We start from the raw sequence: 22,652 nt of genomic DNA, 5'->3' as shown, positions 1-22,652 counted from the left end.
GCCTGCGGGAACCTGATCGCCTCGACGGGTGTCCAGGAGAAGAGGTGATCGGGTGTCTTCTCGCCGTTCGGCAACGCTGATCCTGCTGGTCGTCGTCCTGCCGGGTCTGTCCGGTTGCCAAGCCGGCCCCGGCGATCCGTCGTCGTCGCTGTCGTCGCCGTTGCCGCTGTCGTCGGCGTCGGCGTCCTCGTTTCGAGAGTCTGAGCCCGGCGGCATGGACTGCGCCGACCCGATCGACAGTCTCACCGCCCCGCCGGGCGGCTACGCGACACTGCTCGACGCGGTCGCGCTGACCGCGCGGGGGCCGCTCCAGGTGAGCAGGTCAGCGGAGGGCGGCTACTTCGCCAAGACCGCCCTGCTGATCCGCGCCGGCCGGACCGCGGAGATCGTGGTGCCGGCCGGCCGCGCGGCCGTCGAGTGGGGCAACACCGGCGCCGGCCCGCGCACCTCCGACCTGCGGATCCCGCCCTGCCCGCGATCCGGCACGGGGGAGTGGCAGGTCTACCCGGGCGGCTACCACGTCACCGAACCCACCTGCCTCCCGGTCGAGATCCACGCCGCCGGCCGATCCGTCACCCTGCACGTCCCGGTCGGCGCGCCCTGCCCGTCCACGGCCGCCGGCCGAAGTCCGGCTGCCGGTTGAGAAACTCCTACCCGGATCAGCGGGCCGGGGTGTGACCGCTCCGGATCAGCGCGTCGGGTGCGCGCCGCCGTTCAGGTGCAGCGTCTGCGCGGTCACGTGCCGCGCCGCCGGCGACAGCAGGAACATCACCAGCCCGACCGCGTCGGCCGGCACCCCCACCCGCCCGAGCGCCGTCTGCTCCCGCAGGGTCTCCTCCCGCTCCGCGCTCAGCCCGCCGCCGAAGAACTCGGTCTCCGCGATGTAGCCCGGCGACACACAGTTCACCCGGATCCCGCGCGCACCGAGCTGCCCGGCGAGCCCCACCGCATACGACGCCACCGCCGCCTTGGCCGGCCCGTAGAACCCGACACCCCGCTCCGCCGCGATCGACCCGAAGAGCACCACCGACGCGTCCGCGGCCAGGTGCTCGTCCAGTGTGGTGACGGTCAGGGCCGCCGAGCGCAGGTTCCCGGCGACCGTCTCGTCGAGCAGCGCCGCCACCTCGTCCAGCCCGTCCGGATCGTCGCGGCCGATCGCCGGGTTGCCGCCCGCACAGTGGATCAGGCCCTGCACCGGCTCGGTCACCGCCGCGGCCAGCTCCCGGGCCACGGCCGGTTCGGCGTTGTCCCCGGCCAGATAGCCGATCCGCCCGTCGGTCTCCCGCGCCACCGCGGCCAGCGGGGCCTCCCGCCGGCCGGTGATCAGCACACGTTCCTTGTTCCGGTCCAGTTCGAGGGCGATGGCCCGCCCCAGTCCGGTACCGCCGCCGGTCACGACATACATCAGCATCTCCTCGCCTCGGTATACGTTTAGACCTTAACGTACACTCGTGGCATGAGCACGGAGACGGATCGAGCGGGCTGGATCGAAGCGGCATGGCGGCGGGAGCGCCCCGACCTGGACCCGTCCTCGATCGCGGTGATCACCCGGATCTGGCACTTGGCCAAGGTCTTCGCCGACGAACGCCGCCGCCTGCTGGCCGCCCTCGACATCGACCCGGCCCTGCTCGACCTGCTCGGCACCCTGCGCCGCTCCGGCGCCCCCTACACGCTGACCACCCGCGAACTCGCCGAACACACCCTGGTCACCCCGGCCGCGATCTCCCAGCGCCTGACCCGCGCCGAGCGCCAGGGCTGGGTGATCCGCACCCCCGAACCCGGCCGCCGCGTCGCGGTCCACCTCACCGACGCGGGCCGCGACCTGATCGACACCGTCGCCGGCCAGATCTTCGACCGCGAGGGCGAACTCCTGTCCGTCCTGCCGGAACCCGACCGCCGCGCCCTGGCCACCCACCTGGAGCGCCTGACCCTGGCCCTCACCACCCCCGGCCCCATGCCCGCCCTCGGCTGACCCGGCCAAGTCCGCCCCACCGCGGTCACGCCCCCGGCTGGCCGCCAGGGGTGTCTCGGAGTGCCGAAGGCACCCCCAAGCACCAGCCGGGACCGCCACCGGCCCAGCCGCAGCGCGCTGCTCGCGGTCTCGGCTGGGTGTCGGGGGTGCCTCAGGGTGCCGGAGGCACCCCTGAGGGCCAGCCGGGGGGCGTGGGCGCGCTGCGGTCCGGGGTGGGCGCGGTGTCGCGCGGGACCAGCACGGGACTCGGTCCGTGTGCGTGCCAAAAGGCACGGGACTCGGTCCGGGTGCGTGCCAAGAGCATGGGACTCGGGTATCCGAAAGCGTGAGCGGGCGGCTGCCCGCAGGGTGCCCGGGTCAGTCCGGGGTGGTGAGGTGACGGCGGTAGGCGGTGGGACCGGGCAGCAGGAGGCGTTCGGCCGGTTCGGTGAAGGTCGGTGGGGCGCCGAGCAGGCCGGCGGCGCCGAGTAGTCGCAGCCAGCTGTCGCGGTAGCGGCCCTTCTTGTCGAGCCAGGTCATGCTGCCCGCGCCGATCAACTCCGGGTAGCGCGGGCCGAGCACGAACTCGTCGACGAACGTGACCAGGTCCGGGGCGTACTCGACATACAGGCCGTCCTCGAGCTGGCTGTCCCCGAACGATCCCTTGTAGAGCAGGACGTAGTAGTCCGACTCGATGTAGTAGACCCGGCCGTCGAACGGGTCGAGGTAGATCTGCGCGGGCCCCTGGACCAGCTCGGTGCCGATGCTGACCGGGGAGCCGAGCGGGCAATGCGGGTTGGTGTCGCGGGTCAGCCACGCCTCCCGGCTGAGCAGCTCGGCGGGCTGCCGGAAGCTCAGGTGGCTGCCCTCGAGCCGGCTGAACAGCTGGTACGCCTCGAGCGCGCCGGGTGGCGCCTCCGGGAACGGGTCCACGCCGGTGGGTGGCTCGATGATCACGCCGAACCGGTGTTCGGCCTCCACCTCGCGGAGCAGGTCCAGCTTGGAGCTGATCGTCACGTCAGTCGCCTATCGGGAAGAGGATCGGGAGTCGCCTATCGGGAAGAGGATCGGGCTGAGGAGATGCTGGGTGCGGTCCGGCGCCGGGGTGTGGCCGAGCCGGGGGAGGATCGCGGCGCGCAGCTCGCCGATCAGGTCGGTCAGCTCGGCGGGGCTGAGCCAGATCGCGTGCTGCCGATAGCCGACCAGGTCGCCGGCCGGGTCGGCGCCGGGCCGGTCCAGGTAGGCGCCGAACTCGGCGGCCAGCGCGGTCATCGCGATCGCGAACGCCCGCCGGTGATCGTCCGGGGTGAGCGCCGCGGCCGCCGCGGCACTGATCGACGCGTTCTCCTGGCGCAGCCGGTACCGCCGTTCGACAGCACCGCGGACCCGCCGTTCGGACGCCACCTCCAGCACGCCGCCGTGCTGCAGCAGGTCGACGTGCCGATACACGGTGGCCTTGGACGTGTCGGGCAGGCGGGCGCAGAGCTCCGTGGTGGTCATCTCCCGGTCGCCGCGCAGCGCGTGCACGATCCGCAGCCGGACCGGATGTGCCAACAGCTCGGTGGTGTCCACCCCATCAATCTAATCGGTGCTACCTTTCGCAACTATGAGAAAGGTGGAGGCTGATGCGCTCGAGGTGATCGAGCTGGCCGGCGCGGGGCGCTTCGCGGAGCTGGCCGAGCGGTTCACGCCGCGGATGCGGGAGGTGGTGTCCGCGGAGACGGTCCGGGTCGGCTGGTCGGTGCAGACCGGTGGTGCGCCCTGCACGCCCGGTGTTCCCGCCGCGGAGGCGACGACCGAAGACCTTTTCCGGGTACGGACACCAGTGTCCTGCCCGGCCGGTGACTTCGTCGTGGTGATGTCGCTCGACCCGGCCGGCCGGCTGCACGGGCTGCGCCTGGCCCCGCTCGCCGAGCAGGTCTGGCAGCCCCCGCGCTACGCGAAGCCCGGCCGGTTCACCGAGCGTGACACCGGCTCCGGCACGCTCACCCTGCCGCGCGGTGCCGGCCCCGTGCCCGCCGTCATCCTGCTCCCCGGCGGCGGCGTGCAGGACCGGGACGGCACCCACGGCGCGGACAAGCCGCTCAAGGACCTCGCGTGGGGACTGGCGTCGAGGGGTGTCGCGGTGCTCCGCTGGGACAAGCCGATGCCGGAGCACACACTCACCGAGGAGTACGTGACGCCCGCGCTCACCGCCGTACAAGAAATGTGTCAGGAACCCACCGCCGACCCGGACCGGATCTTCCTCCTCGGCCACAGCCTCGGCGGAAAGGTCGCGCCGCGCGTGGCCGCGGCCTCGCCGATGATCGCCGGCCTGGTGCTGCTGGCGGCCGAGGCGATGCCGATGCAGCGTTCCGCGCAGCGGGTGGTGCGGCACCTGGCCGCCCGCGATCCGGGCCCGGCCGCCGACGCGATGATCGCGGCCGTCGACCGGCAGGTCGCAACGGTCGACGGTGACCTGGGGCCGGACACCCCGGCGGCCGACCTGCCGTTCGGGTTCCCGGCGTCCTACTGGCTCGACCTGCGCGGTTACGACCCGGTGCGGACCGCCGCGGAGCTCGGCCGGCCGATGCTGATCCTGCAGGGCAGCCGGGATCACCAGGTGACCGTCGCGGACGATCTGGCGCTCTGGCGTGCCGGGCTGCGCGATCGGAAGGGCGTGACGATCCGCGTGGTGCGCGGCGCCGACCACGTGTTCCACCGGCGGGGCCGGCACGTGACCGGAGCGGTGATCCGGAGAATTGCCCGCTGGCTCCGTAGCGCCGGGTAGCTACTGGAGAGTAACGTGCGGTGATCCTGGTGGTCGTCGATGTATGCAGGGAGTGTGCCGGGTGCCGCACGTCGAGGTGGGCGTCTCCGCCGGAACCGTCATCGTGGTGATCGGTCTGCTGCTGATCCTGGCGCAGCCGGGCGCGATCCCGTTCACCTACGCGATGGCGCATCGCCCGCACCGGCGCAGCGAGCGCCGGCAGGCCATCGCCACGGCCGGCGCCTACCTGCTCGGCTGCGCGCTGACCCTGATGTTCGTGGCGGTCTTCACCTGCGGGGACTTCCCGTTGCTGGCGGCGCTGGTGCTCGGGTACGTGCCGATGTGGCTGTTCGCGCTGCTCATCCTCAGGAAGAACGGGGTGCGATCCACCGGACCGCACCCCGAGTGAGCACCGTCAGACCGAGACCGAGACCGGCTCGGCCGCGACCTGGGGCCGCGGCGGGCGGGCCGGGTCGACCGCGCGGGCCGGCTTGCGGTTCGGGAACGACAGGCGGATCACCTTGGCCCAGGCCGAGGCGACCTGCACCGGCAGCGGGCCGGTGACGTAGGGCAGGTCGTACTTCTCGAACAGCGCGCGCACCTTCACCGCGACCTCGGCATACCGGCTGGCCGGCAGGTCGGGGAAGAGGTGGTGCTCGATCTGGTGGGACAGGTTGCCGGTCATGATGTGCATCAGCTTGCTGCCGGAGATGTTGGCCGAGCCGAGCATCTGCCGCAGGTACCACTCGCCGCGGGTCTCACCCTTGATCGAGGAGCGCTCGAACGTGGAGACGCCGTTCGGGAAGTGACCGCACATGATCACCGAGTGGCTCCACACGTTCCGCACGATGTTGGCGGTGAAGTTCGCCGCGATGGTGTGCAGGAACGACGGGCCGGACAGCGCCGGGTGGATGATGTAGTCCTTCAGCACCTGGCGACGGATCTTGCGGCCGACCGCCTTGACGTTGGCCACGAACTCCGGGTTGCTGCGCTTCTTCTTGGACTTCAGGTTGCGGCCGAGCTCCAGGTCGTACGCGGCGATGCCGTACTCGAAGAACAGCGCGTTGATGAAGTTCCACAGCGGCTGGGCCAGGAAGAACGGGTGCCACTTCTGGTTCTCGTCGACCCGCATGATGCCGTAGCCGAGGTCGTTGTCCTTGCCGATCACGTTCGTGTACTTGTGGTGCAGCTCGTTGTGCGAGTGCTTCCACTGCGCGGCCGGCGTGACGTGGTCCCACTCCCACTTGGTGGAGTGGATCTTCGGGTCGCGCATGAAGTCGTACTGGCCGTGCAGGATGTTGTGGCCGACCTCCATGTTCTCCAGGATCTTCGCGACCGAGAGGCCGGCGGTGCCGACGATCCAGGCCGGCGGGAAGATCGAGAACAGCAGCACGGCACGGCTGCTCATCTCCAGGCTGCGCTGGACCTTGATCACCTTGCGGATGTAGGCAGCGTCGCGTTCCCCCCGGACCGCGAGCACCTCGTCCCGGATCGCGTCCAGCTCACGGCCGATCGACTCGATGTCCTCGGCGGTGAGGTGACCGATCGGGTTGACTTCCTGGCGTTGCAGCGTCGTCACGTGTATTCCTCGGTTCTCTCTGCGGCGGGGGGCTTGAGGGGTTGGTCAGAAGTCGAAGTGGCAGGGCCCGGCCGCGGCCGAGATGCACGTCTGGACGAGGACGTTGTCACCCTCGACGGCGGTGGTGACCTGGCCGTCGCGGACGTCCCGGACGATGCCCTCGCGCATCGGCAGCACGCACTTGTAGCAGATGCCCATCCGGCAGCCGGACGGCATGAGCTGGCCGGACGCCTCACCGGCGTCCAGGATCGTGACACCGCCGGGCGACTCGATGGTGGTGCCGGACTTCTCGAACGTCACCGTGCCGCCCTCGCCGGCGACCAGCACGGTGGGCCGGAACCGCTCGACGTGCAGCCGCTCCGCGACGCCCGCCTCGGCCCAGTGCTCGGTCATCGCGTCGAGCATCTCGCCGGGACCGCAGGCCCAGGTCTCCCGCTCGAACAGGTCGGGGACCAGCTCGTCCAGGTCGGCGGGCTTGAGCCGGCCGTCGGTGGCGGTGTGCCGCTCGACCAGCCGGATCTTGCCCTGCTCGGCGAGCGCCCGCAGGTCGGCACCGAAGACCACGTCCTCGGGGGTGCGGGAGGAGTGCACCACGACCGCGTCGGACAGCTCGTGGACCAGGCTGCGCAGCATGCCCATGACCGGCGTGATGCCGCTGCCGGCCGTGATGAACAGGCTCTTCGCCGGCCGCTCCCGCGGCACCACGAAATCGCCGGCCGGGAGGTCCAGGTGCACGACCATGCCCTTGCGGGCGTTGTCGCGAAGATAAGAACTGACGACCCCGTCGCGCACCGCGTTCACGGTCACGCTGATCCAGCCGGCCGGGTGACCGGCGGCGCTGCTCACCGAATAGGCGCGCCAGAGCCGGATGCCGTCGACGTCCACGCCGAGCCGCACGTACTGACCGGGCTGGTGCGGGAGCCAGCCCCGGCCCGGGCGCAGCTCCAGGGTGACCGCGTTGTCGGTCTCCCGGTGCACCGCCTCGATCCGGGCGCGCAGGACATTGGGGTTGCGCAGCGGGGCGATGACGTCGAGGTAGTCGGTGGGCACCACGGGGGTGGTGATCAGCTCGACGACTCGCCAAGCGCCATTGCGCAATGTCTTGGTAACCGGCACATGACCAAGACTCGTCGTTCGGCCGGGCGAAAGCATGACCTACAGAAGTGAATCGAGAGGGCCATAATTGTTCGGCGGGGACAAAGGCCGGACCGAAAGAGGGGTCATAGTGATCGAACCGTTACGAGATGTCCGGTCCTACCGTTTGCCCAAGTCCGTTATCGCCCCGTTGCGCCAGGGTCTGGCCGACGTCTCGGTGCAGACGATCACCGCGATCACCATGGAGGTGCCGGCGTACGCGCAGGCCTTCGCGGGGGTGCTCGGGCACAAGATCGAGCGGGCCGTGCAGGCCGCGCTCGGCACCTTCCTCAACCTGGTGTCCCGGCCCGGCACCGATCCTGGCACGCCGCTCGCGTCGGCGCTGGAGGGGGCGTACGCGCTGGGCCGGGGCGAGGCGCGCTCCGGGCGCAGTCTGGACGCGCTGCTGGCGGCGTACCGGGTGGGCGCCCGGGTGGCCTGGCGGGAGCTGGCCGCGATCAGCGTGAACAGCGGGCAGCCGGCCGGGACGATCGCGGACTTCGCCGAGCTGGTGTTCGCGTACATCGACGAGCTGTCCGCGGCGAGCGTGGCCGGGCACGCCGACGAGCTGGCCGCGTCCGGCCGGATCCGGCTGCGGCACCTGCAGCAGCTCGCCCAGGCGCTGGTCGCCGGGGAGTCGGCGCACGTGGTGCAGGCGGCCGCCGAGCGGGCCGAGTGGGTGACCCCGCAGACGCTGACCGCGATCCTGCTGCCGGAACGGGCCGCGCGGTCGCTGATCGACCTGCTCGACCCGCGCACGCTGCCGCTGGCCGGTGCGCTGCCGGACCTGCCGGGCACCGCGGTGCTGCTGGTGCCGGACCCGCAGGGCGCCTCAAGGTCGCACCTGACCCGGCTGCTGACCGGGCACGACGCGGTGATCGGCCCGGCCCGGCCCTGGTTGCAGGCGCAGCTGTCGGTGGAGCGCGCGGTCCGGGTCCAGCAGCTGCACACCCCGGCCCCCGGACAGGTCGTCGACACCGAGGAGCACCTGCCCGAGCTGGTCGTCTCGGCCGACCCGGCAGCCCTGGCCGACCTGCGGGAACGCGCGCTCGCGCCGCTCGCCGGGGAGCGCGGGTCGGCGGCGGCCAAACTCGTCGAGACGCTGCGCAGCTGGCTGCTGCACCACGGGCGGCGCGAGGACGTGGCCGCCGAGCTGTTCGTGCACCCGCAGACCGTGCGGTACCGGATGACCCGGCTGCGTGAGCTCTACGGCGACCGGCTCAAGGACCCGCGCTGGGTGCTGGCCCTGACGATCGCGCTGGCCGTCCCGGCCCCCGACGCATGATCACTTCTAGACCAAAGTCGGTGCCGGCCGACTTTCGCCAACTGGTTCTCCCGGTGCCCGGCACCTAGCGTCACTGGCATGACCAGGGACACCGCCGAGCTCGGCTTCGCACCGCCGGACCGCCTGCTGATCACGTGCGGGCCGGCGGCGCTCGGGCTGCTGCTCGCCTGGGTGCTGCCGATGGTCGCGCGCTGGGCCCTCGACCTGCACTTCTGGCTGCCGTTCCGGCCGGCCTTCGTGGTCGTCGGCGCGGTCGACGAGCCGTGGGAGCTGGCCGTGCAGGCGGGCATCCTGGTCGTGCTGGGGCTGCTCGGCACCGCGACGCTCTACGAGAACCTGACCACGGTCACCGTCTCCCGCTTCGAGGCGCGGATCGGCCCGGCCGGGCTGCCCCGCGGCGAGGTCACGGCCGTCTACCTGGACGGTGACGACCTGGTCGTGCTGGACCGCGAGTCCCGGCAGGCGGCCCGCTGCGTCCCGCGGGCCCGGCGCCGGGTGCTGGCCGCGACGTTCCCGGAGTTCGGCTACCCGTGGCGGGACGCCGACCCGTACGCCGGGCTCTACCACCGGTGGACGCCCTCGTCCGACGCGCTGCCCCCGGCCGCCGACGCGGTGCTCTCGGCCCGCGCCGTCGCGGTCCGCAAGAAGGCCGCCAAGGAGGCCCGCGAGCTGCGCGCCACCCTGGAGAAGCTGGGCTACTCGGTCCGGGACGAGGGCGGCGAGCAGCTGTGGCGTCCGCTGGTGCACTCGTGACCGCGCTGGAGCGGCTCGGCGGCCGGGTCTTCGACCTGGCCGCGATCGGGGCGTCGGTGTTCGGCGCGCTGGTGATCACCTCGGAGGCGGAGAGCAGCGGGCGGATCGCCGGCGACGCGACGTTCTTCAGCCTGCTGCTCGCGCTGGCCGGGTCGATCGCCCTGTGGTGGCGGCGCCGCCACCCGGTCGGGGTCACCGTCCTGCTCGTGGTGATCGCGGCGGTGACCGACTTCGCGTCGTTCGCCGGGCTCATCGCGCTCTGCACGGTCATCGCCCGCCGGCGCGGTCGCACGCCCTGGGTCCTGACCGGGCTGTACCTGCTGGCCGGGACGGTCTACAGCGTGTGGCGACCGGACCCGACCCTCCCGCCGCCGATCGAGTTCGTGCTCAGCGTCGCGTTCCTGATCGCGACCGTCGCGATCGCGGTCGCCATGCGCTCGCGCCGGGACCTGGTCGATTCGCTGCGGGAACGCGCGGTCCGCGCCGAGCAGGAGGCGCACGACCGCGCCGACCGGCTGCGCGGGCTGGAGCGCGAGCGGATCGCCCGGGAGATGCACGACGCCCTCGCCCACCGGATCTCGCTGGTCAGCCTGCACGCCGGCGCCCTGCAGATCAATCCGGACCTGACGCCGGAGCAGGTGGCGAACGCCGCGGCGACCATCCGGGACAGCGCCCACCAGGCCCTCGAGGACCTGCGCGAGATCCTCGGCGTGCTGCGCGCCGGCACCGTCGACCCGGGCGGTGAGCTGCGCCCGCAACCCGGCCTGACGCTGCTCGGCGAGCTGATCGGCGACGCCCGGGCGGCCGGCGTGCGGGTCGACTTCGCCGACCGGTCCGGCGACGCGCCGACCGGCGCGGCTCTCGGCCGCACCGTCTACCGGCTGGTCCAGGAGGGTCTGACCAACGCCGGCAAACACGCCTCCGGTACGACGGTGAACGTCGAGCTGTCCCGCCTCACCCCGAGTGAGCTGCACGTCCTGGTCACCAACCCGATCCCGGCCCGCCCCGGCCCCGCCCCGCCGGGCGCCGGCGCCGGGCTGGTCGGCCTCGCCGAACGGGTCGGCCTGCTCGGCGGCCGGCTGCGGCACGGCGTGCACCGCGCCCCGGACGGGTCGCTGTCGTTCCGGCTGGAGGCGTGGCTACCGTGGCCGGTGTGATCAGGGTGCTCATCGCGGACGACGATCCGCTGGTCCGGGTGGGGCTCTCGATGGTCCTCGCCGCCGGCAAGGACCTGCAGATCGTCGGGGAGGCCGCCGACGGCGCGGAGGCCGTCGAGCTGGTCCGGCGCCTGCACCCGGACGTGGTGCTGATGGACGTCCGGATGCCGCGGATGGACGGGCTGGCCGCGACCGCCGAGATCCGCCGGGCCGGCCCGGAACCGGCGATCATCGTGCTGACCACGTTCGACACCGACGACCACCTGCTCGGCGCGCTGCGGCGGGGTGCGAACGGGTTCCTGCTCAAGGACATCCCGCCGGACCGGATCCTGGACGCGGTGCGCCGGGCCGCGGCCGGTGAGTCGATCCTCGCGCCGTCGGTGCTGCCCCGGCTGATCAGCCACGCGGTGGGCGCGTCGGCAGTGGAGGCGGAACCCGGCCCGGAGCCGGCGGCGCTGGCGGCATTGCAGAGGCTCAGCGAGCGGGAGCGGGAGGTCGCCGAGGCGGTGGCGACCGGAAGTTCGAACGCGGAGATCGCGGTGGCGCTGCACATGAGCGTGCCGACCGTGAAGGCCTACGTCTCCCGGCTGCTGGACAAGCTGAGCTGCGCGAACCGGGTGCAGGTCGCCATCATGGTGCACGATGCGCGGCGGTGAGACGATCGGTGCATGGATGACGACCAGCACATGACCGACGCCGACGCCGAGGGTTCCCGGGTCGAACGGTTCCGCGCGCTACCGCCCCGGATCCGCCCGGACGAGATGGTCGAGCTGGCCGAGACCCGCCCGGCCCGCGGCCGCCCGGTCTCCGCCCTGACCGATGACGAGCAGGTCGTCCGCTACGCCGGCTGACATCGTTTACCGAAAGCCCCGGACCGTTCGCGGTCCGGGGCTTTCGCATGCCAGGAAGGTGCCGCCGCAGGAAAGTGACGAAATCCGTGAGGGTCGTTACACCCAGTGGCCTCACAGGTTCCCGCCAGCTAGCGTAGGCGGCACCGCAAAACCGATCGGGTGAGTAGGTTTTGTGATCCGAACCGCACAGGCTGACCAGGGTGTTTACGTGATTGAAATTAGCGGTCTTCGGAAGACGTACCGCTCTCGACGAGGGTCCGTGGTCGCGGTCGACGGTGTCGACCTGGCCGTCGGTGAAGGGGACGTCTACGGCGTCCTCGGCCGCAGCGGCGCCGGCAAGAGCACACTGCTGCGCTGCGTCAACATGCTCGAACGCCCGGACGCCGGCACGGTCACTGTGGACGGCCTCGAGCTGACCGGGCTGCGCACCCGGGAGCTGCGACCGGCCCGGCACCGGATCGGGATGATCCACCAGCACTTCGCCCTGCTCTCCTCGCGGACCGTGGCCGGCAACGTGGCGTTCGCGCTCGAGGTCACCGGGGTGCCGCGCGCCGAACGGAAGTCCCGGGTCGCCGAGCTGCTCGACCTGGTCGGGCTGACCGAGCGGGCCGACGCGTACCCGGCGCAGCTCTCCGGCGGGCAGAAGCAGCGGGTCGGTATCGCCCGGGCCATCGCCGCGCGGCCCAAGGTGCTGCTCTCCGACGAGGCCACCTCGGCGCTCGACCCGGAGACCACCGACTCGATCCTGCGGCTGCTGCTCGACCTGAACCGGCGACTCGGCCTGACCATCCTGCTGATCACCCACGAGATGGCCGTGGTCAAACGGATCTGCACGTCCGCCGCGATCATGCGGGACGGCCGGTTCGCCGAGTCCGGCCCGGTCACCGAGCTGCTCCAGCAGCCCGGTTCGGAGCTGGCCCGCGGGCTGTTCCCGCTCGAAGCGCCGGCCGAGGTGCCCGGCGCGACGGTCGTCGACGTGACGGTCAGCGGCGAGGAGGCGGACGCTCCGCTGCTCGCCGAGCTGGCCCGGCGGTTCGACATCGACGTACGCATTCTTGCCGGGTCGGTGGAAACGCTCGCCGCGACGCGCGCCGGACGCTGGCGCCTCGCCCTTCCCGGCGATGCCGACGACAACCGTGAGGCACTGGACTACCTGCGCAAACGCGGCGCCCGAGTGGGAGAACCGGCATGACCGAGATGACCTGGCCGGAGATCTTCGACCTGCTCGGCACCGGGACGCAGGAGACCGCCTGGATGGTCGGCGTCGCCACCCTGTTCACCGCGATCGGCGGCCTGCTGATCGGGGTGCTGCTGGTGCTCACCGACCGGGGTGGCCTGCTCGCCGCCCGGCCGGTCAACGCGGTGCTCGGGCTGATCGTCAACATCGGCCGGTCGGTGCCGTTCATCGTCCTGCTCGTGGCGATCATGCCGTTCACCCGGCTGCTGGTCGGCACCACGATCGGCACCGACGCGGCGATCGTGCCGCTCACCGTCGGCGCCATCCCGTTCTTCGCCCGGCTCGTCGAGACGTCGCTGCGGGAGGTGCCGCCGGACGTGATCGCCGCGGCCACCGCGATGGGCGCCACCCGCCGCCAGATCGTCGCCAAGGTGCTGCTCCGCGAGGCGCTCCCGGGCCTGGTCGCCGGCCTGTCGATCACCGTGATCGCGCTGATCGGCTATTCCGCGATGGCCGGCGCGATCGGCGGCGGTGGCCTCGGTGACCTGGCGATCCGCTACGGCTACCAGCGCTTCGAGACCGACTTCATGATCATCATTGTGGTCGTGCTGGTGGTCCTGGTCCAGATTCTTCAGCTGGTGGGCGACGGTTTCGTCCGCCGCTTCTCCCACCGATAAATCCCTTCAGGAAAGGCACCACTGATCATGCGCCGCCGTTCTCTCGCCGCCGTCCTGGCCGCCACCACCCTCGTCCTGGGCCTGGCCGCGTGCGGGTCCTCCGACGACGACAAGGCCTCCGCGTCGTCGGACACCTTGAAGGTCGGCGTCAGCCCCGTCCCGCACGGCGAGATCCTCAAGTACGTCGCCGACAACCTGGCGGCCAAGGAGGGCCTGAAGCTGGACATCGTCGAGTTCAACGACTACGTCCAGCCGAACGTCGCCCTCAACGACAAGCAGCTCGACGCGAACTACTTCCAGCACATCCCGTACCTGGAGGAGGAGATCGCGTCGAAGGGCTACAAGTTCACCGCGCTCAAGCCGGTGCACATCGAGCCGCTCGGCGTCTACTCCAAGAAGGTCAAGAGCCTGGCCGAGGTCCCGGCCGGCGGCATCGTCGCGATCCCGAACGACCCGTCGAACTCGGGCCGCGCGCTCACCCTGCTCGCCAAGAACGGCCTGATCACCCTGAAGGCCGGCGTCGGCGTCAAGGCGACCGAGAAGGACATCGCCACCAACCCGAAGAACCTGGTCTTCAAGGGCCTCGAAGCCGCACAGCTCCCGCGCAGCCTTGAGGACACCTCCCTCTCGGTGATCAACGGCAACTACGCGATCGAAACCGGTCTCAAGCCGGCCACCGACGCCCTCGCGCTGGAGAGCGGCGACGACAACCCCTACGCGAACCTGGTCGTGGTCCGCACCGGCGACGAGACCGACCCGCGCGTCGTCAAGCTCGAGAAGCTCCTGCACTCCGCCGAGGTCAAGAAGTTCATCACCGACAAGTATCAGGGGTCTGTTCTGGCCGCTTTCTGATCGGAATCGGACGACATCGAAGATCAAGATCCAATTCAAGATCTTTTTGTCGTGCGTCCGCCGGTGTACAGACCGTCGCTCCCGCCGGGACCCCTGCGGGCTTCGCTGGCCGCTGGCGCGTCCATGACGCGAAGCCCTCCGGGGCGACGTCCGTGGCGGGGCGCGGTCACCCCACCTTCAGAACCCGCAGCGCCGTCCCGCCAAGGGCCGGCGCTGCGTCGTCCCTATCCGCCCCGGCCGCCGCCCTCCGGCCCGGCCGGCCCGCCGGTGACCTGGTTTTGATCTTTGTTAGGCCGCCCGGCGCACCCCGCTGCTGCGCCGGACCACCCACCAGGCCACCAGGGCGGCCAGCAGCAGGACCGCTCCGGCGGCCAGGCCACCGCCCGCGCCCTCGCCGGTCTGCCCGGCCGCCGCGCCGTCGGTGTCCTCGTCGTCGAGACTGCCGTCCCAGACCGCCGGCTCGTGCGCGATCGTCACGGCCGACCGCAGGTCGTCGACGCCCTGCACGGCGTCCACCGCGGTCGACGACGCCTCGGACAGGCCCTCGGCGGTGAGCGTGGCCGCGGCCGTGGAACCGACCTCGACCAGCCCGCCGAGCTGCGGGTCCTGGACCACCTGACCGGCCACCGTGCCGGAGACCAGCGCGGTGCCGGCCGCCACGTCGTCGTCGACGTAGGTGACACCGACCGTGCCGGAGGCCGACTGCGTGGCCGCGATCGTGCCCACCACGGCACCGTCGCGCAGCAGGCCGGCGACCCAGACGTCGGTGCCGACCGCGACGCTGTCCGAGCCGCCGGAGACGAACGCCGGGTTCCAGTCGTAGAGCCGGATCGGCGTGCCCGCGGTGTACCCGGTCGCCGGCAGCGAGACCTCGTCCTCGGAGTCGACCGCCGAGGCGGCCAGCACCCCACCGGCCACCGACGGGGCCTGCTCGGCGAACCAGGCGGCCACCGCGGCCGGCGCGGGCTCGGCGGCCGACGCCGGTGCCGCGGCGCCGAACAGCGCGGTCACCACGAGAGCGGCCAGCCCGGCCGCATGCAGCGTCACTCTGCTGATCCTCATGCGGTCCTCACTTCTCGTAGAGGTAGATGAGAGCGGTGCCGATGGTCCAGCTCGAGTTGGAGAGGTAGCTTCCCCACTCCCGCGACGTCGTGGTGCCGCTCGCCGGGTCCATGTAGGACACGCCGTAGGAGTAGCCGGTGTTGTAGTAGCCGCGCAGCACGTGCGCGTGCCCGCCGCCGGCCCGCCAGCGGATCGAGCTGTAGATCGGGCGGCCGATGATGATCTCCGACTTGGCGTAGTCCCAGGTCAGAGTGATCTCAGTGCCGGGGTTCACGCCGTACTTGTTGAGGGCGCGCCGCACGTTGGTCTTCGACCCGGCGGAGTTGGCGCAGGTCGACGTGTTCTTGCCGGACTTGACGATGCCGCACTGCGCGACGACCGTGCCGGTCTGGAACTTGATGATCGACTTGGATACCGCGGCCCAGCACCAGTTGGACTTCTCCTGCTTGTACTTCGTCACGGCGAGGTACTTCTCCACCGCCTGCGCGGCCGGGGCGGACGTCAGGGTCAACCCGACGACCAGGGCCAGCACGGCGAGCACCCGCGCCCAGATACTTCTCGATTCCATTCCTGCATCCCCCCCATCCGATGGAACGGTGGTGGAGGGCATCGCCCACGTCAGCAACGAGATATCGGGCGACCCGCCGGAAGATCCACCGCTTCATCGAAGCGTATCGACACATTTAAAAATCTAAATAGGGCGATCGAGGGTGGTGGCGCGGGAGGTCAGCTGGTAGGGGCGGTCAGTTGCCGCGGCGGTGTTCGAAGATGAGGTACGTCTCGGTGCCGGCGATCAGGCGCGTGCCGCTGAGGCGTTCGGTGATCACCGTGCGGAGGTCGTCGACGTCGGCGGCCGCGACGTGCAGCAGAAAATCGTAGCTGCCGGAGACGAAGTAGACGTCGCGGACCGCCGGGATGCCGGCCAGCGACTCGGCGAACTTGCCGATCGCGTCGCGGGCGTCCGACCGGATCCGGACCGCGATCATGGCTTGGATCGGGCGGCCCATCCAGGCCGGGTCGACGTCCGCGTGGAAACCGCGGATGGCGCCGAGCTCGCGTAGCCGGCGGATCCGGGTCAGGCACGTCGACGGGGCGATGCCGACCTGCTCGGCGAGGGCGTTGTTCGGCGCGCGGCCGTCGGCGCGCAGCAGGCTGAGCAGCTCCAGATCGATGTGATCCAGGCCTCGAACATCCTTCGGCAGGTCCACCGTCACACCCCACCGAATCGAACGAAGTGCAGCACAGGGCGCCTGCACAGAATCTTCTTCGCTGCACTTGCCCGCCTGCTGCACATCGTTTCACTCTAACCGCATCGGGCGTCACCCCACGGCGCCGGGCGAGAGGAACCCCCATGCACATCGGTGTGCCGACAGAGGTCAAGAACCACGAGTACCGGGTGGCCATCACCCCGGCGGGCGTGGTGGAGGCTGTACGTCACGGCCACGACGTCGTCGTGCAGGCCGGCGCGGGGCTCGGCTCGGCGATCACCGACGCGGACTACGAGGCGGCCGGGGCCCGGATCCTGCCGGACGCCGACGCGGTCTGGGACGCGGCCGACATGATCCTCAAGGTCAAGGAGCCGATCGCGTCCGAGTACCACCGGCTGCGGGCCGGCCAGGTGCTCTTCACCTACCTGCACCTCGCCGCCGACGCCGAAGGCACCAAGGCGCTGCTCACCAGCGGGACGACCGCCATCGCGTACGAGACGGTCCAGCTCGCCGACGGCTCCCTCCCGCTGCTCGCCCCGATGTCGGAGGTGGCCGGACGGCTCGCCCCGCAGGTCGGCGCGTACAGCCTGATGCGCAACAGCGGCGGCCGTGGCGTCCTGCCCGGCGGCGTGCCCGGCGTGGCCCCCGCGAAGATCACCGTGATCGGCGGCGGCGTCTCCGGCGCGAACGCCGCCACCATCGCGCTCGGCCTCGGCGCCGACGTGACGATCCTCGACCTCAGCATCCCCCGGCTGCGGCAGCTCGACGTGCAGTTCGGCGGCCGGGTGCGCACGCTGGTGTCCAGCGCGTACGCGATCGAGCAGTCCGTCCTCGAGGCCGACATGGTGATCGGCGCCGTGCTGGTCCCCGGCGCGAAAGCCCCCACGCTGGTCAGCAACGACCTGGTGAAGCGGATGAAGCCCGGCTCGGTGCTCGTCGACATCGCGATCGACCAGGGCGGCTGCTTCGAGGACTCCCGTCCCACCACCCACCAGGACCCGGTCTACCAGGTGCACGGCTCGGTCTTCTACTGCGTCGCCAACATGCCCGGCGCGGTGCCGAACACCTCGACCTACGCCCTGACCAACGCGACTCTGCCGTATGTCCTGCGACTCGCCGACCAGGGCTGGCAGGACGCGCTGCGCGCCGACCCGGCCCTCGCCCTCGGCCTGAACACCCACGCCGGCATCCTCACCAACGACTCGGTCGGTACGGCCCTCGGTCTCCCCACCGAGACCGTCAGCTCGGTCCTCGCGGCCTGACCCGACCATCCCGCGCGCCCTCCTCGCCCCCCGCGACGGAGGGCGCGCCCCGTTGCCCGGCCGTTGCGTGGGGAGTTCGGATACGGAGCGCGCCGAAAGTCCCCACGCTCGGGTCAGGCCGGGGCCAGGCGGTCGCTGAGCAGGTGGACGGCGAACAGGTGGAAGCCGACCATCAGCGGGAGGGTGACCGGGACGGCCAGGACCAGGAAGAGCGCGATCACGCCGATCAGGGCCAGGACGGTGGCGGCCTTCGGGTGGTCCCAGGCCCAGCCGGCGGCGGTGCGCCAGGGCAGCTCCGGGTCGCGGCCCAGGGCGACGAGGGTCAGCGCGGCCACCCCGGCCAGCCAGGCCGTGACCACCGCGGTGATCCCGAGCAGGACCGGGCCGCCGGGGACCCAGCCGCCGCGGACGGCGACCAGGTCGATCAGCAGCACGGCCGCGGCGAGCAGAGCCGGTAAACCGGGCAGGACGCCGCGGCGGTACTGGCGCAGCAGCGGGCGCCAGCGGGGCAGCCGCCCGTCGGCATAGCGGGTGCGCACCGCAGCCGAGCCGGTGGCCAGCGCCGCCGGGGCGGTGACCACCGGCAGGGCCAGGGCGGTCACCGCGATCCCGATCAGCGCCAGGTCGGCGCCGAGAGCCAGCCGCTCCCGCCAGTCCGGTCGCGCCGCCGGCACGTCGTCGACCGGCCAGTTCGGCGGCACTTCCGTCGTACCGGAAAAGGTCGATCCGGATGTGGGCGGTCCGGAAGCGGACCCGGTGTCTCGCGTGCCGGAGGAAAAAAGCGGCGTCATCCCTTCAGGCCTGTCGTGTTGATGCCCTCGACCAGCAGACGCTGGAACGCGACGAAGAACAGGAAGACCGGGGCCAGCGACAGCACCGACATCGCGAACATCGGGCCGACCGCGGACTGGCCGGTGGAGTCGATGAACAGCGTCAGCGCCACCGGAGCGGTGTATTTCTCCAGGTCGGAGAGGTAGACCAGCTGGCGGAAGAAGTCGTTCCAGGTCCAGATGAACGAGAAGATCGCGGTGGAGACCAGGGCCGGCCGGGACAGCGGCAGGACCACGTGGCGGAACACGCTGTACGCGCTGCAGCCGTCGATCTTCGCGGCGTCGTCCAGCTCGCGGGGGATACCGCGCATGAACTGGACCATGAGGAACACGAAGAACGCGTCGGTGGCCAGCAGGTGCGGCGCGATCAGCGGGAGGTACGGCCACGGGCCGCCGACCCAGCCGAACGACCGGAACATCACGAACTGCGGCACGATCAGCACATGGCTGGGCAGCAGCAACGTCCCGATCATGACGGCGAACCACAGGCCGCGCAGCCGGAACCGCAGCCGGGCGAAGGCATACGCGGCCAGCAGGCAGGACACGCAGTTCGCCACCACGGTCAGCGCCGCGACCATGAAGCTGTTCAGGAAGTACCTGCCGAACGCGATGTCGAAGTGGTTCCAGCCGTTCGGATAGTTGGCCGGTGTCCAGGTCCGCGGCAGCACCGCCACGTTGTTCAGGATCTCGTCCGGCGCCTTGAACGAGCTGCCCAGCATCCACGCCAGCGGGTACAGCACCAGCGCGGTCAGCAGCAGCAGGACCGCGGGACGGATCAGTGAGCGGGGCCTGAACGGCCGGCGCCCGGCGACCACGGTGACCATCAGTCGTCTCCGTCCGAGTAGTGGACCCAGAACCGGCCGGTCCGGAAGATGACCACCGTGACCAGGCCGATCGCGAGCAGGAAGACCCAGGCCATCGCCGAGGCGTAGCCCATCTCGAAGTTCGCGAAGCCCTTGAGGTAGAGCTGGAGCGTGTACATCAGGGTCGAGTCGACCGGGCCGCCGGTGCCGCCGGAGAGGACGAACGCCGAGGTGAAGCCCTGGAAACCGTGGATCGTCTCGAGCACCAGGTTGAAGAAGATGACCGGGGAGAGCATCGGCAGGGTGACGCTGAGGAATTTGCGGAACGGGCTCGCGCCGTCCACCTCGGCCGCCTCGTACAGCTCGAGCGGCACCTGCTTCAGGCCGGCCAGGAAGATCACCATCGGGGCGCCGAACTGCCAGATGGCCAGCAGGATCAGCGTGCCGAGGGCGGTGTCCGGGTCGTTGACCCAGGCCTTGCCCTCGATGCCGAACCAGGACAGGAACGCGTTGACCGCGCCGGCCCGGTCGAAGATGCTGCGCCAGATCATCGCGACCGCGACGCTGCCGCCGAGCAGCGACGGCAGGTAGAACAGCCCGCGGAACACGCCGGAGCCGCGGAACGACCGGTTCAGCAGCATCGCCACGCCGAGCGCCGCGCCGAGCTTGAGCGGGGTGCCGATCAGCGCGAAGACCAGCGTCACCCGGACCGCGTGCCAGAACGCCGGGTCCGCGGTGAACATCTCGCGGTAGTTGTCCAGGCCGATCCAGGTCACGTCGGACCAGGGGCTGAGGATGTCGTAGTCGGTGAAACTGAGGTACAGCGACATCAGCATCGGCACCGCGGTGATCGCCGCGAGCCCGAGCAGCCAGGGTGCGAGGAAGACGTATCCGGCACGCCCGTCGTCGGAGTGCCGGGCGGGCCGGCCCCGCCGCTGGGAAGCGGCGGGACCGGACTGCGGCCGATGCGCGGGCGACCGGGTGCTGACGGCCACCGGGCTCACCCGGCGACCGCGGCCTGCGCGGCGGTGAAGAACTGCTCGGCGGCCTGTGCCGGGGTGGCGGTGCCGAACTGCGCGGCCTCGGCGGCCTTGACCAGCTCGGTCTTGACCGTGCTGTGGCCCTTCGGCGGGACGCTCGGCGGGGTGCCGAACTTCGGGAGCAGCTCGCTCTCGAGCGCGATCGAGGCCTTCATCGCAGGATCGGTGGTGGTCGCCTCGACCTGCTTGCGGATGTCCAGGTTGGACGGCAGGCCCCGGTCGGTGCCGAGGATCTTGCCGGCCTCCGGGTCGTTGGCCAGGAAGTTGATCACGTCGACCGCGGCGTCCTTGTCCTTGCTGCCGCGGTAGACCGAGAAGTACATCGAGGCGCGGGCCCACTGCGCGGACGGGTCACCCGGGTAGGCGACCACACCCAGGGTGTCCTTGGTGTTCTTCTGGATGTCCGGCATCTGGTTGGCCCAGACCCACGAGGTGAGCGCCTTGCCGGTCACCACGGTTTGCTTGGTGATGTCGGTGGCGTTGCCCTCGTGGATCACGTCCGCGGTCGGGGTGGCCTTCGCGTCGCGGGCGCCCTTCCACAGCTCGAACCACTTCTGTACGTCTTCCTTGGCGAAGCCGAGCTGGTTGCCGTTGTAGAACTGCTTGCCGTTCTGCCGCAGCCACACCCAGAGCGCCTTGTAGTCGGCGCTCGGGTCCATGGTGCCGGCCACCTTGGTGGCGGTGCCGGCCTTCTGCGCCCAGGCGATCAGGTCCTCCCAGCTCATCCCGGTCTTGGGGAGCTCCTGCTTGGCGGCTTCCAGCTTGGTCTTGTTGAAGACCAGGCCCTGGGTGTTCTCGCCCATCGCCATCCCGGCCAGCTTGCCGTCGACGAGGCCGTACTTCCACAGGCCCTCGGGGAACTTGGTGAGGTCGAGCTTGCCCGAGGTCTGGTAGCTGGTCAGGTCCTCGGTGACGTTGCGGGTGCCGTACTCGGCGAGGTAGTTGTCGTCGATCTGGAAGATGTCCGGGGCGTCCGAGCCGGCGGTGAGCGTCGCGAGCTTGTCGAAGTAGCCCTGGTTGGCCTGCCAGGTCGTCTTGAACGTGATGTCCGGGTGCTTCTGGGTGTAGAGCGCGAGGGCCTGCTCGGTGAGCTTGGCCCGGGCCTCGCCGCCCCACCAGAAGAAGGTCAGCTCGGTCTTGCCGTCACTGCTGGAATCGTCGCCACCACAGGCGCCGAGCAGCGCGAGCGGCAGGGCGATCACGGCGGCCATCAGGCCGCGCATCATGCGGGGTGCGGTCATGGGGGTGGGTCACTCCTTGGCGTATGCGGCGACCTCTGCGGTGGTCGCGCCGGCCGGGGCGTAGGGCCCGGGCCCGGTGGAGTTGCGGATGACCAGATCGGTCCGGAGGGTGACCTGTCCGGTGGCGCCGTCGTCGCCCTGTTGAAGCAGCATGTCGACGGCGGCGCGCCCGGCGGCCGCGGTCGGGTTCGCCACCGTGGTGAGCGTGGGGCGGACCAGTGCGCTGGTCGCGATGTCGTCGAAACCGACGACGCTGATCTGCCGTGGCACGGCGACGCCGCGGTCCTGCAACGACTGGAGCAGGCCGATGGCCATCAGGTCGTTGTAGGCGAGCACCGCGGTGGCGCCGGTGGCGAGCACCGCCCCGGCGGCGTCCGCACCGGCCTGGGAGACCGGCACGTGCGGACCGAGGACGGTGAGTTCCGCTCCGCCGGCCCGGGCGGCAGCCCCGGCGGCTTTGCGGATCTCCCGGTTGGTCCACGACCCGCGCGGACCGGACAGGTAGACGAGGTGACGGTGGCCCAGGTCGACCAGATGGCGGACGGCCGAGCGTGCGCCCGTGCCGACGTCCATCACCACCGCCGGTAGCCCGTTGATCAGGCGGTTCACGACGACCAGGGGCACCTCACGGCGCAGGTGCTCGATCTGGTCGTCGCTCATCCGGGGACTGCAGAGCAGGATCCCGTCGACCTGCTTGGCCAAGGCCCGGACCAGGTCGTACTCGACGACCGGGTCCTCGTCGGTGTCGGCGACGAAGACGTGGTAGTCACGTCGCCGGGCGTGGGTCTCGGCCGCCTTGATCATGGGCGGGAAGAAGGGGTTCGCGATGTCGGCCACGATCAGGCCGATGTTGTGGGTCCGTCCGGTGATCAGCGCCCGGGCGGCCCGGTTCGGGCGGTAGCCCAACTCCTCCGCGGTGGCCAGCACCCGGGTACGGGTATCCGGGTTGACCAGGTGCGGCGCCGAGAAGGTGCGCGACACCGTGGAGATGTGCACTCCGGACGCCTTGGCGACGTCCCGGATGGTCACGGCCACGGATGC

Annotated in this window: 26 protein-coding genes; 13 read left to right on the top strand and 13 right to left on the bottom strand. The window is 71.1% G+C overall.

Annotated elements, in window-relative coordinates; genetic code table 11:
* Positions 1-52 precede the first annotated feature (52 nt).
* On the top strand, positions 53-643 hold the full coding sequence (locus ADL15_RS26055) for a hypothetical protein (RefSeq protein ID WP_157441604.1): 591 nt from the start codon (positions 53-55) through the stop codon (positions 641-643).
* Between the two features lie 45 nt (positions 644-688).
* Here ADL15_RS26055 and ADL15_RS26050 read toward each other — a convergent pair whose 3' ends face one another.
* Positions 689-1,405, bottom strand: a complete 717-nt coding sequence (locus tag ADL15_RS26050) for an SDR family NAD(P)-dependent oxidoreductase (RefSeq protein ID WP_198171013.1) — start codon at positions 1,403-1,405, stop codon at positions 689-691.
* A gap of 51 nt (positions 1,406-1,456) precedes the next feature.
* Here ADL15_RS26050 and ADL15_RS26045 point away from each other — a divergent pair, with 51 nt between their 5' ends.
* The gene (locus ADL15_RS26045; RefSeq protein ID WP_067696489.1) at positions 1,457-1,972 is read left to right on the top strand and encodes a MarR family winged helix-turn-helix transcriptional regulator; all 516 of its coding nucleotides are present in this window, start codon (positions 1,457-1,459) and stop codon (positions 1,970-1,972) included.
* A gap of 357 nt (positions 1,973-2,329) precedes the next feature.
* Here ADL15_RS26045 and ADL15_RS26040 read toward each other — a convergent pair whose 3' ends face one another.
* Complete coding sequence (locus ADL15_RS26040; protein ID WP_067696486.1) at positions 2,330-2,968, bottom strand: hypothetical protein; 639 nt, start codon at positions 2,966-2,968, stop codon at positions 2,330-2,332.
* A gap of 9 nt (positions 2,969-2,977) precedes the next feature.
* Complete coding sequence (locus ADL15_RS26035; RefSeq protein WP_067696483.1) at positions 2,978-3,523, bottom strand: helix-turn-helix domain-containing protein; 546 nt, start codon at positions 3,521-3,523, stop codon at positions 2,978-2,980.
* 34 nt (positions 3,524-3,557) lie between these two features.
* Here ADL15_RS26035 and ADL15_RS26030 point away from each other — a divergent pair, with 34 nt between their 5' ends.
* A complete protein-coding gene (locus ADL15_RS26030; RefSeq protein WP_067696480.1) occupies positions 3,558-4,721 on the top strand; it encodes an alpha/beta hydrolase in 1,164 nt (387 codons plus the stop codon).
* A gap of 61 nt (positions 4,722-4,782) precedes the next feature.
* Positions 4,783-5,109: a hypothetical protein gene (locus ADL15_RS26025; protein ID WP_157441603.1), complete on the top strand. Its 327-nt coding sequence runs from the start codon at positions 4,783-4,785 to the stop codon at positions 5,107-5,109.
* A gap of 6 nt (positions 5,110-5,115) precedes the next feature.
* On the opposite strand, the gene ADL15_RS26020 is transcribed toward ADL15_RS26025, so the two are convergent.
* Together ADL15_RS26020 and ADL15_RS26015 are read right to left on the bottom strand one after the other, a co-directional pair.
* Complete coding sequence (locus ADL15_RS26020) at positions 5,116-6,279, bottom strand: fatty acid desaturase family protein (protein WP_067696476.1); 1,164 nt, start codon at positions 6,277-6,279, stop codon at positions 5,116-5,118.
* A 45-nt stretch (positions 6,280-6,324) separates the two neighbouring features.
* Positions 6,325-7,431 (bottom strand): ferredoxin reductase, encoded by a 1,107-nt coding sequence (locus ADL15_RS26015; RefSeq protein ID WP_067696473.1) that lies wholly within the window; start codon positions 7,429-7,431, stop codon positions 6,325-6,327.
* A 73-nt stretch (positions 7,432-7,504) separates the two neighbouring features.
* On the opposite strand from ADL15_RS26015, the gene ADL15_RS26010 reads away from it, so the two are divergent.
* The 8 genes from ADL15_RS26010 (at position 7,505) to ADL15_RS25975 (ending at position 14,165) form a co-directional block, all read left to right on the top strand.
* Entirely contained in the window at positions 7,505-8,698 is a 1,194-nt protein-coding gene (locus ADL15_RS26010) for a PucR family transcriptional regulator (RefSeq protein WP_067696471.1), read from the top strand.
* Positions 8,699-8,776: 78 nt separating this feature from the next.
* Positions 8,777-9,451: a YqeB family protein gene (locus ADL15_RS26005; RefSeq protein ID WP_067696468.1), complete on the top strand. Its 675-nt coding sequence runs from the start codon at positions 8,777-8,779 to the stop codon at positions 9,449-9,451.
* Entirely contained in the window at positions 9,448-10,608 is a 1,161-nt protein-coding gene (locus tag ADL15_RS26000; protein ID WP_083971745.1) for a sensor histidine kinase, read from the top strand. The genes ADL15_RS26005 and ADL15_RS26000 overlap by 4 nt, the downstream gene beginning before the upstream one ends.
* Entirely contained in the window at positions 10,596-11,264 is a 669-nt protein-coding gene (locus tag ADL15_RS25995) for a response regulator (protein WP_067696466.1), read from the top strand. The genes ADL15_RS26000 and ADL15_RS25995 overlap by 13 nt, the downstream gene beginning before the upstream one ends.
* 12 nt (positions 11,265-11,276) lie before the next feature.
* Positions 11,277-11,459, top strand: a complete 183-nt coding sequence (locus tag ADL15_RS25990; protein ID WP_067696463.1) for a hypothetical protein — start codon at positions 11,277-11,279, stop codon at positions 11,457-11,459.
* Positions 11,460-11,718: 259 nt separating this feature from the next.
* Positions 11,719-12,651, top strand: a complete 933-nt coding sequence (locus tag ADL15_RS25985; RefSeq protein ID WP_198171012.1) for a methionine ABC transporter ATP-binding protein — start codon at positions 11,719-11,721, stop codon at positions 12,649-12,651.
* Complete coding sequence (locus ADL15_RS25980) at positions 12,648-13,313, top strand: methionine ABC transporter permease (RefSeq protein ID WP_232344333.1); 666 nt, start codon at positions 12,648-12,650, stop codon at positions 13,311-13,313. Before ADL15_RS25985 ends, ADL15_RS25980 begins: the two co-directional genes overlap by 4 nt.
* 27 nt (positions 13,314-13,340) lie before the next feature.
* Complete coding sequence (locus ADL15_RS25975) at positions 13,341-14,165, top strand: MetQ/NlpA family ABC transporter substrate-binding protein (protein ID WP_067696460.1); 825 nt, start codon at positions 13,341-13,343, stop codon at positions 14,163-14,165.
* A gap of 288 nt (positions 14,166-14,453) precedes the next feature.
* Here the strand turns inward: ADL15_RS25975 and ADL15_RS25970 are convergent, their stop codons facing one another.
* The 3 genes from ADL15_RS25970 to ADL15_RS25960 all read right to left on the bottom strand — a co-directional run bounded on the left by ADL15_RS25970 (position 14,454) and on the right by ADL15_RS25960 (position 16,441).
* The gene (locus ADL15_RS25970; protein ID WP_157441602.1) at positions 14,454-15,227 is read right to left on the bottom strand and encodes a hypothetical protein; all 774 of its coding nucleotides are present in this window, start codon (positions 15,225-15,227) and stop codon (positions 14,454-14,456) included.
* A 7-nt stretch (positions 15,228-15,234) separates the two neighbouring features.
* Positions 15,235-15,795, bottom strand: a complete 561-nt coding sequence (locus tag ADL15_RS25965; RefSeq protein WP_198171011.1) for a papain-like cysteine protease family protein — start codon at positions 15,793-15,795, stop codon at positions 15,235-15,237.
* Between the two features lie 175 nt (positions 15,796-15,970).
* On the bottom strand, positions 15,971-16,441 hold the full coding sequence (locus tag ADL15_RS25960; protein ID WP_157441600.1) for an Lrp/AsnC family transcriptional regulator: 471 nt from the start codon (positions 16,439-16,441) through the stop codon (positions 15,971-15,973).
* A 137-nt stretch (positions 16,442-16,578) separates the two neighbouring features.
* Between ADL15_RS25960 and ald the strand changes: the two genes are divergently transcribed.
* Positions 16,579-17,697, top strand: coding sequence for an alanine dehydrogenase (ald, locus tag ADL15_RS25955; protein ID WP_067696449.1), 1,119 nt, complete (start codon positions 16,579-16,581; stop codon positions 17,695-17,697).
* Positions 17,698-17,810: 113 nt separating this feature from the next.
* On the opposite strand, the gene ADL15_RS25950 is transcribed toward ald, so the two are convergent.
* The 5 genes from ADL15_RS25950 to ADL15_RS25930 form a co-directional block, all read right to left on the bottom strand.
* Positions 17,811-18,398 (bottom strand): hypothetical protein, encoded by a 588-nt coding sequence (locus tag ADL15_RS25950; RefSeq protein WP_067696445.1) that lies wholly within the window; start codon positions 18,396-18,398, stop codon positions 17,811-17,813.
* An 86-nt stretch (positions 18,399-18,484) separates the two neighbouring features.
* On the bottom strand, positions 18,485-19,351 hold the full coding sequence (locus tag ADL15_RS25945) for a carbohydrate ABC transporter permease (RefSeq protein ID WP_067696442.1): 867 nt from the start codon (positions 19,349-19,351) through the stop codon (positions 18,485-18,487).
* Positions 19,351-20,325 carry a carbohydrate ABC transporter permease gene (locus tag ADL15_RS25940; RefSeq protein WP_067696566.1) on the bottom strand — a complete coding sequence of 325 codons (975 nt, stop codon included), beginning with the start codon at positions 20,323-20,325 and terminating at the stop codon, positions 19,351-19,353. Before ADL15_RS25940 ends, ADL15_RS25945 begins: the two co-directional genes overlap by 1 nt.
* A 5-nt stretch (positions 20,326-20,330) precedes the next feature.
* Entirely contained in the window at positions 20,331-21,611 is a 1,281-nt protein-coding gene (locus ADL15_RS25935; RefSeq protein ID WP_067696439.1) for an ABC transporter substrate-binding protein, read from the bottom strand.
* A 9-nt stretch (positions 21,612-21,620) separates the two neighbouring features.
* The gene (locus ADL15_RS25930; RefSeq protein WP_067696436.1) at positions 21,621-22,646 is read right to left on the bottom strand and encodes a LacI family DNA-binding transcriptional regulator; all 1,026 of its coding nucleotides are present in this window, start codon (positions 22,644-22,646) and stop codon (positions 21,621-21,623) included.
* Positions 22,647-22,652 lie beyond the last annotated feature (6 nt).

This window comes from Actinoplanes awajinensis subsp. mycoplanecinus (assembly GCF_001509495.1).
Taxonomy (GTDB): Bacteria; Actinomycetota; Actinomycetes; order Mycobacteriales; family Micromonosporaceae; genus Actinoplanes; species Actinoplanes palleronii.
The sequence above is the reverse complement of the archived record's forward strand: the minus strand, read 5'-3'. Positions and strand labels throughout refer to the sequence as shown.

Bases quoted from the DNA above. Each gene is read 5' to 3' on its own strand.
- ADL15_RS26050 (WP_198171013.1), bottom strand. From the start codon at position 1,405: ATGTATGTCGTGACCGGCGGCGGTACCGGACTGGGGCGGGCCATCGCC.
- ADL15_RS26045 (WP_067696489.1), top strand. From the start codon at position 1,457: ATGAGCACGGAGACGGATCGAGCGGGCTGGATCGAAGCGGCATGGCGG.
- ADL15_RS26030 (WP_067696480.1), top strand. From the start codon at position 3,558: ATGAGAAAGGTGGAGGCTGATGCGCTCGAGGTGATCGAGCTGGCCGGC.
- ADL15_RS26015 (WP_067696473.1), bottom strand. From the start codon at position 7,431: ATGCTTTCGCCCGGCCGAACGACGAGTCTTGGTCATGTGCCGGTTACC.
- ADL15_RS26005 (WP_067696468.1), top strand. From the start codon at position 8,777: ATGACCAGGGACACCGCCGAGCTCGGCTTCGCACCGCCGGACCGCCTG.
- ADL15_RS25990 (WP_067696463.1), top strand. From the start codon at position 11,277: ATGGATGACGACCAGCACATGACCGACGCCGACGCCGAGGGTTCCCGG.
- ADL15_RS25980 (WP_232344333.1), top strand. From the start codon at position 12,648: ATGACCGAGATGACCTGGCCGGAGATCTTCGACCTGCTCGGCACCGGG.
- ADL15_RS25975 (WP_067696460.1), top strand. From the start codon at position 13,341: ATGCGCCGCCGTTCTCTCGCCGCCGTCCTGGCCGCCACCACCCTCGTC.
- ADL15_RS25970 (WP_157441602.1), bottom strand. From the start codon at position 15,227: ATGAGGATCAGCAGAGTGACGCTGCATGCGGCCGGGCTGGCCGCTCTC.
- ADL15_RS25965 (WP_198171011.1), bottom strand. From the start codon at position 15,795: ATGGAATCGAGAAGTATCTGGGCGCGGGTGCTCGCCGTGCTGGCCCTG.
- ald (WP_067696449.1), top strand. From the start codon at position 16,579: ATGCACATCGGTGTGCCGACAGAGGTCAAGAACCACGAGTACCGGGTG.
- ADL15_RS25945 (WP_067696442.1), bottom strand. From the start codon at position 19,351: ATGGTCACCGTGGTCGCCGGGCGCCGGCCGTTCAGGCCCCGCTCACTG.
- ADL15_RS25935 (WP_067696439.1), bottom strand. From the start codon at position 21,611: ATGACCGCACCCCGCATGATGCGCGGCCTGATGGCCGCCGTGATCGCC.